The sequence below is a fragment of the Paenibacillus albidus genome, from assembly GCF_014644435.1.
Taxonomy (GTDB): Bacteria; Bacillota; Bacilli; order Paenibacillales; family Paenibacillaceae; genus Paenibacillus_AQ; species Paenibacillus_AQ albidus.
Map to the genome: position 1 here is coordinate 350,304 of NZ_BMKR01000002.1, position 16,612 is coordinate 366,915.

The 16,612-nt window shown below is 52.0% G+C and carries 14 protein-coding genes; 4 read left to right on the plus strand and 10 right to left on the minus strand.

All coding sequences use genetic code 11. The features are described 5' to 3' along the window. Positions 1–4 precede the first annotated feature (4 nt). Both IEY53_RS03385 and IEY53_RS03390 read left to right on the plus strand, forming a co-directional pair. Positions 5–1,027, plus strand: coding sequence for an ABC transporter ATP-binding protein (locus IEY53_RS03385; protein ID WP_189022179.1), 1,023 nt, complete (start codon positions 5–7; stop codon positions 1,025–1,027). Continuing rightward, positions 1,024–1,842 (plus strand): ABC transporter permease, encoded by an 819-nt coding sequence (locus IEY53_RS03390; protein WP_189022180.1) that lies wholly within the window; start codon positions 1,024–1,026, stop codon positions 1,840–1,842. Before IEY53_RS03385 ends, IEY53_RS03390 begins: the two co-directional genes overlap by 4 nt. Before the next feature lie 273 nt (positions 1,843–2,115). Here IEY53_RS03390 and IEY53_RS03395 read toward each other — a convergent pair whose 3' ends face one another. From IEY53_RS03395 to IEY53_RS03405, 3 genes are all read right to left on the minus strand, one after another. After that, positions 2,116–2,646, minus strand: coding sequence for a hypothetical protein (locus IEY53_RS03395; RefSeq protein WP_189022181.1), 531 nt, complete (start codon positions 2,644–2,646; stop codon positions 2,116–2,118). Positions 2,647–2,806: 160 nt separating this feature from the next. Next, a complete protein-coding gene (locus IEY53_RS03400) occupies positions 2,807–5,113 on the minus strand; it encodes a thiamine pyrophosphate-dependent enzyme (RefSeq protein ID WP_189022182.1) in 2,307 nt (768 codons plus the stop codon). Positions 5,114–5,136: 23 nt separating this feature from the next. Next, entirely contained in the window at positions 5,137–6,147 is a 1,011-nt protein-coding gene (locus IEY53_RS03405) for a 2-oxoacid:acceptor oxidoreductase family protein (RefSeq protein WP_189022183.1), read from the minus strand. A gap of 412 nt (positions 6,148–6,559) precedes the next feature. Here IEY53_RS03405 and IEY53_RS03410 point away from each other — a divergent pair, with 412 nt between their 5' ends. After that, positions 6,560–7,903: an amino acid permease gene (locus IEY53_RS03410; RefSeq protein ID WP_189022184.1), complete on the plus strand. Its 1,344-nt coding sequence runs from the start codon at positions 6,560–6,562 to the stop codon at positions 7,901–7,903. Positions 7,904–8,035: 132 nt separating this feature from the next. On the opposite strand, the gene IEY53_RS35995 is transcribed toward IEY53_RS03410, so the two are convergent. From IEY53_RS35995 to IEY53_RS03445, 7 genes are all read right to left on the minus strand, one after another. Further along, positions 8,036–8,644 carry an SMI1/KNR4 family protein gene (locus IEY53_RS35995; RefSeq protein ID WP_373293788.1) on the minus strand — a complete coding sequence of 203 codons (609 nt, stop codon included), beginning with the start codon at positions 8,642–8,644 and terminating at the stop codon, positions 8,036–8,038. Between the two features lie 35 nt (positions 8,645–8,679). Beyond that, entirely contained in the window at positions 8,680–10,131 is a 1,452-nt protein-coding gene (locus IEY53_RS03420) for a nicotinate phosphoribosyltransferase (RefSeq protein ID WP_189022185.1), read from the minus strand. A gap of 11 nt (positions 10,132–10,142) precedes the next feature. Further along, entirely contained in the window at positions 10,143–10,703 is a 561-nt protein-coding gene (locus tag IEY53_RS03425; protein WP_189022186.1) for a cysteine hydrolase family protein, read from the minus strand. A 30-nt stretch (positions 10,704–10,733) separates the two neighbouring features. Beyond that, positions 10,734–11,504, minus strand: a complete 771-nt coding sequence (locus tag IEY53_RS03430) for an NUDIX domain-containing protein (RefSeq protein ID WP_189022187.1) — start codon at positions 11,502–11,504, stop codon at positions 10,734–10,736. 128 nt (positions 11,505–11,632) lie between these two features. After that, positions 11,633–12,049 (minus strand): YlbF/YmcA family competence regulator, encoded by a 417-nt coding sequence (locus tag IEY53_RS03435; protein ID WP_373293789.1) that lies wholly within the window; start codon positions 12,047–12,049, stop codon positions 11,633–11,635. 61 nt (positions 12,050–12,110) lie between these two features. Next, the gene (miaB, locus tag IEY53_RS03440) at positions 12,111–13,697 is read right to left on the minus strand and encodes a tRNA (N6-isopentenyl adenosine(37)-C2)-methylthiotransferase MiaB (protein WP_189022189.1); all 1,587 of its coding nucleotides are present in this window, start codon (positions 13,695–13,697) and stop codon (positions 12,111–12,113) included. A 233-nt stretch (positions 13,698–13,930) separates the two neighbouring features. Continuing rightward, positions 13,931–15,025 carry an NADH:flavin oxidoreductase gene (locus tag IEY53_RS03445; protein WP_189022190.1) on the minus strand — a complete coding sequence of 365 codons (1,095 nt, stop codon included), beginning with the start codon at positions 15,023–15,025 and terminating at the stop codon, positions 13,931–13,933. A 184-nt stretch (positions 15,026–15,209) separates the two neighbouring features. Between IEY53_RS03445 and IEY53_RS03450 the strand changes: the two genes are divergently transcribed. After that, a complete protein-coding gene (locus tag IEY53_RS03450) occupies positions 15,210–16,226 on the plus strand; it encodes a serine hydrolase domain-containing protein (protein WP_189022191.1) in 1,017 nt (338 codons plus the stop codon). Positions 16,227–16,612: the final 386 nt, after the last annotated feature.

Sequence of the window (16,612 nt, forward strand, 5' to 3'; positions counted from 1 at the left end):
TCAAATGATCGAAATGACCGACGTCACCAAAATATATGAAACCAAACAAAAGCTCGGCTGGTTCCGCTCGGAAAAAGCGGCCGTCACCGCCGTAAACTCCCTGTCGCTGAACATACTACCCGGGGAAATTGTCGGACTGCTTGGACTGAACGGTGCCGGCAAAACTACAACCATCCGCATGTTGTCCACCCTGCTTGAACCTACGTCAGGCAGCATTGAGGTGGACGGTGTGGCTATGCACAAGAACAGGCAAGCTGTTCAGCAAAAGGTCAATATGATTGCCGGAGGTGAGCGGATGCTGTACTGGAGCCTGACCGGCAGAGAAAATCTCCACTACTTCGGCAAGCTCTATGGCCTGGGAGCCGCCCAGACCGGGAGAGAAGCGGAACGTCTGCTTAATGAGGTTGGCCTCGGCCATGCGGCCGATCAGCCTGTGGAGCAATACTCCAAGGGCATGAAGCAGCGGCTGCAAATTGCCCGCGGCCTTATCAATGATCCGCAATATTTGTTTCTGGATGAGCCTACACTAGGTCTGGATGCCCCGATTGCCCGGCAATTGCGCCGTACTGTAGGCAGACTGGCCAAAGAACAAGGCAAAGGCATCCTGCTCACCAGTCACTACCCGCAGGAAGTCGAAGAGTTGTGCGACCGAGTATATTTGCTGAGCCGCGGAGAACTTCTGCTCTGTGACAAGCCGGAGAACATTGTCCGCCAGGTGGCAGGGCTGCAAACCGCCCACCTGGATGTTACAGGCTGGAACGAATCACTGCGGCCTTTGCTTGCCGAGCATTTGGCAACAAGTTCTCACCAGGCCGAGCTTGTCTGCACCGAGGTTGCCGTAAATCCTGCCGCAAGCAGCGAGGTTGCCCGCCTTTCGGTGCAGTCCCCTTCAGCCGACCGGATGATTACAGAGATGCTTCCGTGGACGGCACAACATGGGCTGAGAATTGTAAGCTTTGCCTCAGAGAAACCGAATCTGGAGGACGCAATTATCCTCCTTTCGGAAGGTAAAGGAAAAGCCTCATGAAATCCGGCCGTTTATGGTTAACGCTCAGTGCGGAGGTAAGCAAGCAGCACCGGAACCGGGTGCGGGGCCGTTCTGTATTTTTTTCTCTGTTGCTATGGCCTGTGCTTACTTTTCTGACATCCTATTACACCATGCTGCCTTTCCGGAGCGGAGAAGGTTCGGCGCTCTCCCGCGTCATTCCAGACGGACAGCTGCCGCTGTTCCTGCTTAGCGGATATTTGGTGTTCCAGCTGTTTTGGACAGTCGTACAAGCAGCCTGGCTGTTCGGACTGGAACGAAAAGACGGCACACTGGAGATGATCTTCCTTACACCCGCTTCCAAAATGGCCTTTCTATACGGCCGCTCGGTGTATTCGCTATTCCATGGCATCTGGATGTTTGCAGTATTCTCCCTGCTGACCTTTTGGTTTGTTGCCGATGTATCCCCGGTCAAGTGGGGCGCACTGCTCTCCGCCTTACTGCTGATTCTGATCTCGGCAGTTATCTGGGGGGCTGCGCTGTGCGCAGTCTCTCTTTTCTCCCGGGACTCCGGGCTGCTGTATTACATTTTCCAGGCACCCATGGAGCTGTTCGGCGGTGTCCGCATCCCGCCGACCGTGTTCCCGGCATGGGCGACGGGCTTCTCGTTGCTCTTCCCGGTAACCTATAGTCTGATTCTGGTACGTGGCGCATTGTATGGCGATATCGGCCGCAGCTGGTGGTGGGCACTGGCTGTGCTCATCGCCGGCAACCTGGCGCTCATCGGGTGTACCCGGTTCATTCTGTCCCGCGCGGAAAGACACGCCAGAATCAAAGGGAATTGGCATTTGTTCTGAAACACTGACAAATAAGTGATAAGGTGGAATTTGTGTTGTCTCAAAGCCATGCAGATGGCTGCTGGGACAGCACTTTTTTAGGTGGGAGTTCACCAAAGGTAAAAGGCCTGTGGTTTGTGAGGAACGGGCCTGTAGCGCGGAACGTGAGGCATAATTGCCTTTGATTTGTGCGAAACAGGCCTGTAGCGCGAAACGAGAGGCATAACTGCCTTTGGTTTTTGCAATTTAGACATCAGGCGGGAGGTACGATTCCGGCTGCAGCGTTGAGTTACATCACTCCGTTTGTTCTTCCTTGACACCCAACCTTTGGAGCAGGCCTTCGAACAAGGCTTTAACCTTATCGGAATATTTACCCTTTTCTTTGCCCATAGACGTATAAACAAGCGAGGTAGTATCTTTGTTGTAAATTTCCGTTTTTGTTGTGGTCGTTTCCGCAACCGGTTCACTGCCGTACCAGTTCGGTATTTTAACGGTCAGGTCGTGCGGACTGGAAAACACATGTAGTGTAATGGTTTGTGACGGCTTGCTGTTGATCAGATACTGATAGCTGATAGTGCCTCTGCCATCCTCCGTAAACCTCTCATGCGTCAGCTTGAGCTGTTCCTCGGCAAAAGCTTGGCGCATCTCGGTCAGAAAACGCCCATTTAACCCTTTTCCCTGGGATTGTGCCCGCAGCACGCCATCCTCATAAGCCTGCATGGTATATTTACCAGCCTCTTTCTGCACCTGATCCTGACTGCAGCCTGCGGCCACGGTTCCATATAACATTGCAGCAACCAGCAACCCGGCTGTTCGACAATTCATTCCTGCCACCTCTTCCCGTTCCCAAGTAATGATCCTCATGTATTTAGGATGGCTATGGCTTGAAAAAAGTATGCAGGAACATAAAGGGCTACCCGGACGAAAGGAATTATTGAACCCTTTCGGCGGATAGCCCTGTTAATATAAATACAAAATATTGCTACTACAAATCCGGATGCTCGTGTTTGGCTTTAAGCCGGTTCCAGCGGCGCTGAACTTCTTCCTCAAAGCTGCGCAAGGCCGGTTCATTCTCAGGCTTCAACAAATGGCGGGTTTTGCCCATCGTCTTCAGCCAGGCGGACAGTTCAACACGTTTGCCTTTATCTTCAGGATTATAGGTAATGTTGGTGGATCCATGCTCTACTTCATAGAGCGGGAAGAAACAGGATTCTACAGCAAGGGATACAATGTTGGTGCCGTCCTTGTCATCGGACATCCAGTTCAGGGGGCAGGCGATCAGGATTTTTCCGTACACCAGACCTTCGTTCTGAGCGTACCACTGAGCCTTCGCCGCTTTTTTAACCAGATCCTGCGGGAAAGCCTCCGAGCCGGTAAATACATAAGGAATGTTGGTGGCAGCCATGATTTGTGCCGTATCCTTATGCTGTGTAACCTTGCCTTGCTGATGTTTGCCGATGCTGGAGGTCGAGGTCCGGTGTCCAAGCGGCGTGGAATACGACTGTTGTGCCCCGGTATTCATATAGCCCTCATTGTCATATTCGACAATAATCATTTTGTGTCCGCGCAGAGCGGCTCCTATGGCCGGACCCATACCGATATCCATCCCGCCGTCACCGGTTACCATCACGAACGTAAAGTCTTCTCTTAATCCCAGGCCTTCCAGTTCACCGCGGCGTTTGCGTTCCCAGAACATTTCCACCACACCCGACAATGTCGCCGCACCGTTCTGAAACAAATTATGAATAAACGTCGATTTATGCGAAGAGTACGGATAACCCGTTGTCGTGACCATGGCGCAGCCCGTATGATACAGAGCAACAATGTCCCCTTCAATCCCCTTAAAGAAGGTCTCCAGTCCGGAGAAAATCCCACAGCCCGGACATGCCCCATGGCCTGGGGACAGCCGTTTAGGTTTATGGGTCAGGTTACGCAGTGGCGGAATCCGCACACTCAGCTTGCCGGTGGCCTCATCTTGTTTCACCGTAATCAGGCCGGTCTTAAGCGCATCAAAGTCCATAGGTTTAAGCAGACGTTTCGGTGCTTTCTCCGCTGCCCCCGGATTGTGTCCATAATAGTCAAAAGGCACCTCAACCCGGTCAGCAGCAACAGCGTCCATCGCCAATTGGAAAAAATGCTGTCCATCCTCGGCGTAGAAATCCTTGCCTCCCAGCCCATAGATCCGGCTGATTACCTTGGTTGTCGTGTTCCCGTAAGTGAACAATGCAGCTTTGATCTCATTCACCATATTTCCGCCATGGCCGCCAACGGAATCAGCACGATCCCCGACAGTAATGGCTTTGACATTCTTCAAAGCTTCAGCGATTTGCTTTTGCGGGAATGGACGAATCATGTTGGGCGAGATAGCCCCCGCTTTTACGCCTTCCAGCCGGAGCTGGTCCACAACATCTTTGATGATCTCCGAAGCGGAGTTCATCAGAAATACAGCCACATCCGCATCTTCCATCCGGTACTGCTCAATCATCGGATAATGGCGGCCGGTCAGCTCACCGAATTCCTTGGCAATTTCTTCAAAGACCTCACCGGCATTGTACATCGCTACCGACTGCTGGTAGCGGTTATTGATATAGTCCGGTTCATTCATGTAAGGACCCACCGTTACCGGATTGTTGCGGTCAAGTGTATCGGTGAAGCCGGCCGGCGGCTGCGGCCCTACGAACTTATGGACATCCTCCCGGTGGGCAAAAGCCTGAACCCGGCGTTTCTGATGGGATGTAAAATAGCCGTCAGACGCAACCATGACCGGAAGCCGGACTTTGGCATGCTCCGCGAGCTTCAGTGCCATCAGGTTCATATCATAGACGGACTGGGGATCACGGCACATCAGAATCGGCCAACCGGTATTGAGGGCAAAATACAAATCGGAATGGTCGCCGTGAATATTCAGCGGGCCCGAGATCGAGCGGCAGACCAGGTTCATTACCATTGGCATCCGTGTACCTGCCTGTACCGGCAATTGCTCCAGCATGAACATATAACCTTGAGCACTGGTCGCATTAAAGACACGGCCGCCGGCAGTGGAAGCGCCATAACATATACCCGCGGAGCTGTGCTCGCCGTCTGAAGGAACCAGCATGATATCATGCTGCCCGTTCGCTTTCATCGTATCCAGAAACTGGGCAACCTCCGTTGACGGGGAAATCGGAAAATACCCCATTACATGGTAGTTGATCTGATGGGCGGCATAAGCTGCCATCTCATTTCCGGATTCATATAGAAATTTCTGCTCCACCTTGGCGGAGCCTACTTCTTTTTCATAGTCAATAGCCACGAGTGTTCCACCTTTCCTCCAATTTATGCTTGGGTAATAAGATCGAAATGATGCCGTACCGTATGGCTGTCCGCATAACCTTCTTCTTCCCGTTCTCCGGACAGAGCCGTTGTCGGGCAAGCTTCCACGCACTTCAGGCAACCTTTGCAATATTGATAATCAATTCCCTGCAGGAACATCTGCGGACGTCCCTTCTTGTCCGGCTGTTCCTCCCAGACAAAACAAAGATCAGGGCACACCGTATCGCACTGCGCACAATGAATACAGGTCTCGGCTTCAAAATGAGGCAGCAGACCGGAACGGGAAATGCTGAGATTCTTCAAGAAACTGTTGCCGGGACTGACGATCGTACCGCCGATGGGCTGAGTCTCGTAGCCGAGCGATGAAACGTCGGAACGCACGAAAGCAGGCATCTGAACCCCTTCAGGCAGCGGAAAATGCATAAACTTCACTTCATTAAATCCGCGTTCGAAGGTATTCAGTGCGGACTGAACGGCCTGCGGGTATTTTTTACCAAGCGATTTCTCGATAACACCTTTCATAATCTCCGGGTCCAGGAAATCACACATGCGGAATAATGCGCCCAGCATAGCCATGTTCACCCGGTTCTTCTCATCCAGCGCTATGGTTGTGGCGTCAATCACAGCAATCGTTCCTGCCAGCACGTTCATGGAGGCTTTTAGAGTCTCCGGCGATTTGGCCGAGTTGACCAGCACAGTGCTGTGTTCATAAATCCCGCCGGTAACATTAACTGTCTTGGCGAGCGCTTCATGGAAGACACCTACCACATGCGGACGTTCTACCGGTGAAGTATCGCGAATAGGGGTATTTAAATCACAAAAGCGGATATGTGCTTTAACGGCTGAACCTTTTTTCTCCGAGCCGTAGGATGAGAAACTCACCCCGTTCATACCGGCGCCGACCACGCCTGCTTCCGCCAGCATTTTACCAGCCAGATTCGCGCCCAGTCCCCCTATAGATTCCAGACGTATCTCAAAAAATCCGAGTTCGTTTACTTTTGGCAACTGTACCACCGACATAACCCCTTTCAAGAAGTTAAATAGAATAACATCCTTTTGACTTTTTCAAAGATTGTAACTTGATTAGCGCGCAAGCGAAGTGACAAATATTGCATTCCCGCGCCTTTAGGAGTGACTATTCTGTATAAAATGAGCTGTCTCTTACCCTTAATTTAGCAATAAAATTAAAAATTAAGATGTTAAATTTATCACATAAGTAATGACAAATATCACAGAAACAGCAACAGAACCCATCATCCGTTTGTTCCGGCGGAGCCAAAAGCCTCAGCAATGGGCGGCATCATTTCTTTATCTTGCTTCCATCTTTACCGAACGTGCAATTTTGCCTTTTCAAGGCTGCCGTTTCAGGATACACTGATTCATGTTGCACTTTGGTTGAACTTAAATAGATATAGGGGGCATTAAAGTGAAGTCAGATGAAGGCACGCTGCAGAAGAAACTGCTGCCTCGGCATATCAGCTTTATGGCGATGGGCGGAGTAATCGGGACGGGGATCTTTAAGGGAAGCTCGGAGACTATAGGCATTGCGGGTCCGGGAATTATACTCTCTTATGTATTTGCCGGCTTGCTGCTGCTGGTCGTAATGGGAGCCATTGCCGAAATGGCTACAGTATATCCCAATCGAAATATGAAAGACTTTATTCGTGAAGCTTTTGGTGCGCGGCTGTCGTTTATTGTAGGCTGGTTATATTGCTTCATGTGGCTGACTGTTTGTGTAATCGAGGTCCTGGCTGCCGGGAGTTTTCTGCAATACTGGCTGCCGGAGGTTCCGCTATGGCTGCTTAGCCTGGGCAGCGGAGCGCTTATTATCGGTATCAATACGATGAGCGTAGACGGTTACGGTGAGACGGAATTTTGGCTGGCCGGCATCAAAATCGCCATGATTATTGTATTCATCGTGCTGGGCGGAAGTCTGATCTTTGGACTGCTGCCCTCGGCAGAAGCCCCTCCGTTTCTGCAGAACTACACGGCGCATGGAGGGTTCTTCCCGCAAGGCTGGACGGCCATTTTCTCCGGACTGCTGGTTGTTATGTTCTCCTACGGAGGCTCGGAGCTCATTGGTCTGACCTTAACCGAAACCGAGGATGCCGAGAAGATTCTGCCCAAAGTGGTGAAAAGCTTCATTTTACGCGTTATGCTGTTCTATACGCTGCCTATCCTCGTCATTTGCGGCCTTATTCCCTGGAACCAGTTGAACGAGCATACCAGCCCGTTTGTGCAGGTGCTGGCCTCCACAGGGCTGAAAGGCGCAGCGCACCTGATGAACTTCATTCTGGTGACGGCAGTCCTGTCTGCAGCCAACTCGGGGATCTACGGGGCCACGCGGATGCTTCACTCGTTGGCTTCCCAGGGTGAAGCTCCGCAGGCGCTGGCACGCACCTCTTCCCGCGGCGTTCCGCTGAACAGCCTGAAGCTGTGCGCAGCCGTACTTCTGGTCGGTTCCCTGCTGGCTTATTTCGCTCAGGACGGGTTGTTCCGCCTGCTGATGGCTGTCCCGGGCTTCGTGGTGCTGCTCGTCTGGATCAGCATCTGCCTGGCCCAGCTGAAACTGCGCCGGACCTACCCGCAGCAGCCGAGCTTCAAGGTATGGGGGTTCCCTTATATCACCTTGCTGACGGTTGGCTCGCTGACGGTCATTGCAGCGCTGTTCCTCTTCGATGACCAGAACCGGGTCAGCATCGGTGCCTGTCTGGCTTTCCTGCTGGTGCTTGTGATCTGGTCATTGCTGAAATTCCGCAAGCGGACATAGCGCTCCGAGTACTCGGAGGAGTGACACAACATACAAACGGGGATGTCCTGGAAGCCATACAATGGCCTCCCGTGACATCCCCGTTGTTTATACCGTTCACTAGCTTACGTTAGTATCTTAAGTTCATTCGATCTAGCCATAAAAGTAATCCCAAAATCCCTCGTAATACTCCGCGCCCAGAACCGGCTCGACAACTTCTTTGAACCGCTGCTCAAAACCCGGATAGAGTCCATCATCATCACCGATTTCAAAGATTTCAAATTCACCGTACACCACAGAGATCATTGCCGAAAGAGCATTAACAAAGTCGGCAAGCGACGCCGCAATAGGAAAAGCCTGTCCTGCATCGTGGGCTGCATATACAGGTGTGCCCTCCCGGTTAATAACTGCGATCACGGGTTTGCCGCCCCCTACATCATCGGCGAACACCACATATTCCTCCGGCCATTCCGGGTTATCTATCCAGCCCTCGCGGTCTTTGACCCGGCGATAGCCGAGCTGAGCCCGTTCCAGACCTTCCACTGCCCATAGCTTGAGCGGCGTAAATCCGGTTTCGAGCTTAACTCCGGCGGGTTCATAATGATTGAGCAGATACTCCAGCTCCTTGGATTTCCCGATCGCGGCAGGAAAGTGTAAACTGGCATTGTTGCGGTTGGCAAAAGATCCTGGCAGGCCAAACTTTCTGTGAGTGGCTTTCAGTTCATTTAAAGCAGCTTCAAGGTTTTCTACTTCCAGGTTGATCCCTCCTTATAAATAGCAGACATGTTCCAAAAACGCTATTCCAAATCCGGCTGAATATGCTCGGCAATCAGCTTTTGCTTCTGTTCCCATACCTTTTCGCTCAGGTTGATCCGGTAGACCTCCGGGTTGAGCTTGCGCAGATATTCCGGCCAGAACAGATCCAATTGCTCCTTGTGATAGCGGCGAATCTCAGCCAGATCCGGCAGCTTATAGACCTGAAAGCCGTTAACATAAATCGGCTCCAGCATAGGGAGCGCCGTGTAGTGCTGCACATGTTTTTGCATATAAGGATGCAGCGGGTTGAACAGCTTCAGCCGGGCACCGCTGCGCGGAGCTTCCTCTTCCGGGAAGCTGATATAATCGGCCACGGCTTTTCCTTTCTTCCCGATAATACGGTAGACCTCTTTTTTGCCGGGTGTGGATACCTTCTCCGGGTTGGAGGAAATTTTGATCGTCGGCACCATCTCTCCGGAAGCTGACTCGATCTCAACCAGCTTGTACACACCACCCAGTGATGGCTGATCCGATGCCGTAATGAGCTGCGTTCCCACACCCCAGGTATCAATGGCCGCCCCCTGCGACTTCAGGTTCATGATCGTATTCTCGTCAAGATCATTGGATGCTACAATTCTCACATAGGACAGTCCGGCCTCATCCAGCATTCTGCGCGCTTCACGCGACAAATAGGCCAGGTCACCGCTGTCCAGACGGATGGCATTCATCCGTTTGCCCTGTGCTTCCAGCATTTTTGCTGTATGAATCGCATTCGGTACCCCACTGCGCAGGGTATCAAAGGTGTCTACCAGCAGCGTAACACCGTCGGGCATCACCCTGGCATAAGCATCGAAGGCTTCCTGTTCGCTGCCAAAGCTTTGGACCCAGGAGTGGGCATGCGTACCCTTGGTGGGAATGCCAAACAGTTTGCCGGCCAGCATATTGGAAGTGGCATCAAAGCCGCCGACATACGCCGCACGTGCCCCCCACACAGCCGCATCCGCTTCCTGTGCACGCCGTGTTCCGAACTCCAGCAGAATATCATCGGGCGCCACCTGCTTGACCCGTGAAGCCTTGGTAGCGATCAGTGTCTGATAGTTCATGAAGTTCAGAATGGCGGTCTCGACCAGCTGCGCCTCCATAATCGTTCCTTCCACGCGGAGTAAAGGCTCGTCCGAAAAAACCAGTGCCCCTTCCTTCATGGCATGAATGGTGCCCTGAAAATGGAACTGCAGCAGCTCTTCCAGAAAAGCAGGCGCATAATTCTCCTCCTGCTCGGACAAATACCGGATATCCTCCTCGGTGAAACGCAGGCCCCCGATATAGCCGACAATCCGTTCAAGGCCGGCAAACACGGCAAAGCCGTTGCCAAACGGCAGCTTGCGAAAATACGCTTCAAATACGGCTTTGCGTTTATGCGTGCCATTCGCCCAGTGGGCATACATCATATTGATCTGGTATTTATCGGTATGTAGCGCAAGTTCTCTTCTCAAATTCTCATCTCCTAATCTCTGGGCTGCTTTGCTCCTGCTATCACAACTTCAGCGCCGAGGCTTCCCTTGAAATGCCCCAAAGCCCACGTATGGCCGGCAGCATTGAAGCTCGCTACAGCGTCCTCATGCACAACAATATCAAAACCTTTGTTATACGCGTCCACTGCAGTATGCAGCACACAGATATCCGTGCAGACGCCAATCAAGTGCAGCTCGGTAATGCCGCGTTCACGCAGCTTCACTTCCAGATCTGTCCCGCAAAATGCGCTGTAGCGCGTTTTGTCCAGCCAGTAGATGCTGTCACTATGGTCCTCATAGACACGCTTCAGGCTGCCATACAATTCACGTCCCGCGGTCCCCCGCAGATTATGCGGCGGAAACAGCTTGCTCTCCGGGTGATACGGGTCATTTCCTTCGTGAAGATCTACAGCCATGACTACATAATCGCCACTGCGGACAAATTCACGCGTCAGTTCAGCGATTCTGGGCTCGATCCGGACCGCCGGCTCTCCCACCGGCAAGTTCCCGTCCACAAAATCATTCGTAAAATCAATCACGATCAGTGCTTTCATCGAAATAGCCTCCTCTTGTGATTTCAGACACTAAGTATAAATGGATAACAGCGGCTCATGATCCGTGAACGTATACAGCTGAGCCGGACGTTGAGAATATTGATTGGAGCTGAGCGGATTGCCCGCTTCGTCCTTCACTTCTTTTAATATACCCTGACGGCTGCGGGTTGACGTAATTTTGCGGATAAAATTAGGCTCCTTGAATTCCGGCACGACCGTCTGGATGACCTGGTACAGCTCACTGAGCGTGAAATGACGCGGCAAAAACTGCCTGGCAATCGTCGTCTGCAGCATTTGCTGCTGAATCCGCAGATAAGCATCCGTAATGATATCATGATGGTCAAAAGCCAGCTCCAGCTCCTCCAGCGCTTCCCGCAGGGTGAATAACCCAACCTCCCCGGCGTCATCGGAAGCCTGCCGCTGCTCCAGCATCCATTCCTCTACCAGCGCAAAAAACGCATGGCTGATAATCCAGCCCCGGGGATCGCGGCCCGGCGTGCTGTACACCCCCAGATACTCCAGATGTCCGCCGTCGACCCCGGTCTCTTCCTTCAGCTCGCGGGTAGCCGCATCATAGATCGATTCATTCTCCTGGCAAAAGCCGCCCGGCAGCGCCCACATTCCTGCGCATGGCCAGCGTCTGCGTTTGACCAGCATGACTTTCAATTCACGGAGAGGAAGGGTCTTGGTGACCGTCTTCCGTTCGCGTTTGGTCAGCGTAAACATTACAATGTCAGCCGGAACACCGTCCGGGGTGCGGTACTTTTTGACGTTATAGGTTTGTTCGCGATTGTCGCTCACTGTTGATCCATCCTTTTGCCGCAGCTTATATTTCCTGTTCGTATCTTTTAAATGTACCAAACCTGAACTTGCCAAATCAAGAAGCCAAGAAGGGACGGATCTTCATCCGCCCCTTCTTATTGATGCGGTTAATCCCCGCATGTGGACGGAGGCGCTTCCGTGCCGGCTTCCACATTGATTTTTTCTGAAACCGTATCTCTTATCACTGAAATCACCAGCTGCAGCAGATAATTGATATCGCTCTGGCTTTGCTGGAATTCATTCACTACCGGAATGCCGTCGATCTCATCCTGCAGCTCTTCAATCTCGCGTTCGATCTTGGCGACCATATCTTTATTTCCGAAGCTCTCGAAGGCCACAATCTCCTTCTGCTTCTTCTTCATGGTAGCAATCAGGCCCTGGACACGTTCATGATTCAGGATCTTCTGTTCGGCCTGCTGAAAATGACGGACCTCTTCACTCGTTGAGATCAAGGACGCCAATTCCTTGGCTTTGCCCATAATATCTTCACGCACGATCAAATCCCGCGTATTGTAAGTCGGCATTCCGTATTTGTTCAATTGCTGCTGCTCCTGACTCAAGCGTCATCGCCCCATTCGTCTATGATTAATGGACAGCCACAGCTTCCGCTAGGGCATCCCCTTTGATGTACCAAGTTTTGGTATCGGTAATTCTTACCTGCACAAACGAGCCAATGAGCTCCGCCGGCCCTTCAAAATGCACCAGTTTATTGGCCCGGGAACGTCCGGACAACATCTCCGGATTGTTTTTGCTCTCGCCTTCAACCAGCACCTCAACCACTTCACCGAGCATGCGGTCATTGCTGATCCGGCTGTTCTCTTTAATCAGATCATTCAGTCTTTGCAGGCGTTCGCTCTTAACCTCCATCGGCACATTGTCTTCCATGGCGGCGGCAGGCGTTCCCTCACGGGGCGAATAGATAAAGGTATAAGCCATATCATAACCCACTTCGCGCACCAGCGACAACGTCTCTTCGAACTGTTCCGCAGTTTCACCGGGGAATCCAACGATGATATCGGTAGTCAGGACTGCGCCCGGGACAGTGGCTTTGATCTTGCGGACCAGCTCCAGATAGGCTTCACGGGAGTATTTGCGGCTCATTTTTTTGAGTACGGCCGTACTGCCCGATTGAACCGGCAGATGGATATGCTCCGTCAGATTGCCGCCTTTGCCAAGCACCTCAATCAATTTATCGTCAAAATCACGCGGATGCGATGTCATGAACCGGATACGCGGAATGTCAATCAGCCGCATGTCATCCATCAGATCGCCGAAGGTATAATCAATATCGGTAAAATCCTTCCCGTATGCGTTCACATTCTGCCCGAGCAGCGTCACTTCCTTGAAGCCCTGACGTGCCAAATCACGCACCTCGGCAATAACATCTTCCGGCCGGCGGCTCCGCTCCTTGCCCCGTGTAAACGGCACGATGCAGTACGTACAGAACTTGTCGCAGCCGTACATAATGTTCACCCAGGCGCGCATGCCTTCCCGCTTCTTCGGCAGGTTCTCGATAATGTCGCCTTCCTTGGACCAGACCTCCACGACGAGTTCTTTGCTGAACACGGCTTCTTTAATGAGATGCGGCAGACGATGAATATTGTGTGTTCCAAAGATCATATCCACAAAACCGTGCTTGGACATAATCCGGTTGACTACGCCTTCCTCCTGCGACATGCAGCCGCAGACTCCAAGCAGCAGTCCCGGCTTCTCGATCTTCAGATGTTTGAGATGACCCAGCTCCCCGAACACCTTGTCCTCGGCATTCTCGCGGATCGCACAGGTATTCAGCAGAATAATATCCGCCTGATTACGGTCAAGCGTGCCGCGGTAGCCCATTTGCTCCAGCAGCCCCTTCATCGTCTCCGTATCATGCTCATTCATCTGGCAGCCGTAGGTGGTGATATGATAAAGCTTGTTCACGCCAAACCCGGCCATTTCCTCCGGAATCGCAAAGTCATAATGAACTTCGATCTCTTCCTTGCCGCGGCGTTTGCCTTCTTTATAGTCGGGCTGGCTGTTGATCTGCACATTTCTGCCCTTGATGCGGTAGGTAGTTTTGCCTTCTTCCTCGCTGATTACCTTGGCATCGCTGAAATCGAAATACTTGGAATAATCCTTCGAACCCTTGCCGGATTTTAAGTCCGGTGAGCCCTGGTTACCTTTTGTCATGCTGCTTCACGTCCTCTATAGTATTGAACAGTTTCTTTTGTACATTGCTAATTTAAAATTATACCATAAGGCCGCCCTAACATAGAAGAGCGCGGTATGAATAATCATTTTTTGGGGGTGAAGTCCTGCCCCCGGACACCAAAACATCCGCCTCCCAGTCTTGCCGAATAACGCTCCTTGGCAAAACAGTGAAAAGCGGATGCTTCTTCTACCCTATGAGGCTTGAAAACTAGTTACTTGAGCGTATTTGTCGATTCCGGAGTAAAGGGCTCAATCTCCTCTGTTCTGCCGCTGCGGAGCTTCTCCGGCCAAGCTGCATCGGCAATCAGGGCGCGTCCTACGGCAACGAGATCAAATTCCTCTTTCGCAATCTTCTCGAGCAGGCGGTCGATATTGTCTTCCCCGCTGTCTCCCGCTTCTCTGGTCACAAAATCGCTGTTCAGGCCGACAGAGCCCACAGTAATACTGGGTTTGCCTGTAAGCTTCTTGGTCCAGCCCGCCAGATTCAGCTCGGACCCTTCGAACTCCGGCAGCCAGAAGCGGCGTGTGGAGCAGTGAAAGATATCCACGCCGGCATTGCTCAGCGGTTCAAGGAAACGGGCCAGCTCCTCGGGGGTGTGAGCCAGCTTCGCATCATAGGCTCCTGCCTTCCACTGCGAGAACCGCAGCACAATCGGGAAGTCCGGGCCAACAGCACGGCGGCAGGCTTCAATCACGTCCACGGCAAAGGTGGTACGGCCTGCCAGATCCCCGCCGTAGCGGTCGGTACGCTTGTTCGTATGCTCCCAGAAGAACTGGTCAATAAGGTAGCCATGCGCACCGTGCAGCTCAATACCGTCAAAACCAACCCGTTTGGCATCCGCTGCCGCTTGGGCATAAGCCGCGACCAGGTTCTCGATTTCCGCCGGAGTCAGCGGTTCGGTGACCTTCTCACCTGCAAGGTTCAAGCCGGAAGGTCCGATGGGTAGAGCATCCAGGTTCGGCAGATCCCCGATGGAACGGGCCATTCCTACATGCCAGAGCTGCGGCATGATTCGACCGCCTGCGGCGTGAACCTCTTCCACCACTTTTGCCCATCCGGCCAAAGCGGCCTCGCCATGGAAATTCGGGATGTTCTGATGGCTGACTGCGGATGGATGCTGAATCGCCGTCCCTTCAGTTATAATCAGGCCTACCCCGCCTTCTGCACGGCGGCGGTAATAAGCGGCAACCTCTGCTCCGGGAACACCATCCGGTGAAAAAGCACGGGTCATCGGAGCCATTACGACCCGATTCGAAAGGGTAAGATTTCCTGCAGTGAACGGCTGAAATAAAATCTCTGTATTCATATGTTACCTCCACTTCATAATTTGATTACTTTAAGTAAGTATATTATGACGCGAATGACGGCTAAAAGCAAGTTCAGCCCCCTCCGGCCGTATTTTTTTATTATAAAAATTAAATAGTCCCCCAATAAACAAAGAACCCGTTATAATTGAGGCAAAATCGATATAGCCGAGGTGTGATGCTGAAATGAATGTGAATCAAATCGTGGACCGGTACAATGAAGAGCACCTGCCTTTTTCAGGCGTTGTATTTGTAAAGAAGCTAAACGGGGAAAACTATGAACAAGGACACGGTTACGCCAACCGCAGTGATAACATCAAGAATACAACTTCTACACGTTTTGGCATAGCTTCCGGCTGCAAGATTTTTACCGCTGTGGCCATCATGCAGCTGGTAGATCAAAAAAAGCTGGACTTGGACACGTTGCTAAGCGATTGTCTTGATGTGCCGTTCCCTGCTTTTGATTCGGGCATAACGATTCGTCATTTATTAACGCACAGTTCTGGAATTCCGGATTATTTTGATGAAGAGGTCATGAGCGATTTCGCTGAATTATGGAGTTCGTTGCCAATGTACACAATGACTTCGGCAAGCGCGTTCCTGCCTATGTTCCAGTACCGCGGGATGAAATTCAAGCCGGGCGAGCGCTTCTCCTATAGTAATGCCGGTTTCATTGTACTTGGCCTGATTGTTGAACAAGTGAGCGGATTGACGTTTCAGGAATACGTCCAAACCCATATTTTTGAGCGCTGCGGAATGAAGGATTCAGGATACTTTAGACTGGACCAGCTGCCGGAACGAACAGCCTCCGGGTATATTGAACAAGGTACCACATGGAGCTCCAACCTTTATTCCATCCCTGTTATCGGCGGCCCGGATGGCGGCGCTTTTACTACAGTTCATGATTTGGAGAAGTTTTGGGATGCGCTTCTGGGCTGTCAGCTCTTATCCCCAAGCTCAACCGGCTCGTTGCTATCCCCACAGATTCAGGTGAATAAGGAAATACATTACGGGTACGGGGTATGGATGAGGATTCAGAACAATGAGATTGATAAATTCTATGTGATGGGCAACGACCCCGGTGTTGATATGCGGTCGATCGTGTACCCGCGCCTGAACACACGGATTCATATCTTATCCAATAACGGCAAAGGTGCCGGGGCAATTGCAGGTGTACTGGAGGAGCAACTTTTCGAGGAATAAGCTGGCCTTTATTCAGAATGAGTCAGCCCATAAGTAACTTTTCGATTTAAAAAAGGCTGGGCGCTCTATGAGAGGCATTTTTGCCTCTCTTTTCGCCCAAACCCGCGCTGGGCGCTCTACGAGAGGCATTTTTGCCTCTCTTTTCGCCCAAACCCGCGCCGGGCGCTCCACGAGAGGCATTTTTGCCTCTCCTTCGCCCAAACCCGCGCTGGGCGCTCTACGAGAGGCATTTTTGCCTCTCTTTGCGCCCAAGCCGCGCCGGGGCTCTCTACGTGAGGCATTTTTGCCTCTCTTTGCGCCCAAAACCGCGCTGGGCGCTCTACGAGAGGCATTTTCGGATTAACCCCCTAAATTTGGACACAACCACATTCATTCTTGCAAAATCG

What these genes read in the sequence shown, in the direction of transcription:
- IEY53_RS03435 (WP_373293789.1), bottom strand. Translation starts at nt 12,049, where the DNA reads ATGCCGACTTACAATACGCGGGATTTGATCGTGCGTGAAGATATTATG.
- IEY53_RS03385 (WP_189022179.1), top strand. Translation starts at nt 5, where the DNA reads ATGATCGAAATGACCGACGTCACCAAAATATATGAAACCAAACAAAAG.
- IEY53_RS03445 (WP_189022190.1), bottom strand. Translation starts at nt 15,025, where the DNA reads ATGAATACAGAGATTTTATTTCAGCCGTTCACTGCAGGAAATCTTACC.
- IEY53_RS03450 (WP_189022191.1), top strand. Translation starts at nt 15,210, where the DNA reads ATGAATGTGAATCAAATCGTGGACCGGTACAATGAAGAGCACCTGCCT.
- miaB (WP_189022189.1), bottom strand. Translation starts at nt 13,697, where the DNA reads ATGACAAAAGGTAACCAGGGCTCACCGGACTTAAAATCCGGCAAGGGT.
- IEY53_RS03395 (WP_189022181.1), bottom strand. Translation starts at nt 2,646, where the DNA reads ATGAATTGTCGAACAGCCGGGTTGCTGGTTGCTGCAATGTTATATGGA.
- IEY53_RS03390 (WP_189022180.1), top strand. Translation starts at nt 1,024, where the DNA reads ATGAAATCCGGCCGTTTATGGTTAACGCTCAGTGCGGAGGTAAGCAAG.
- IEY53_RS03425 (WP_189022186.1), bottom strand. Translation starts at nt 10,703, where the DNA reads ATGAAAGCACTGATCGTGATTGATTTTACGAATGATTTTGTGGACGGG.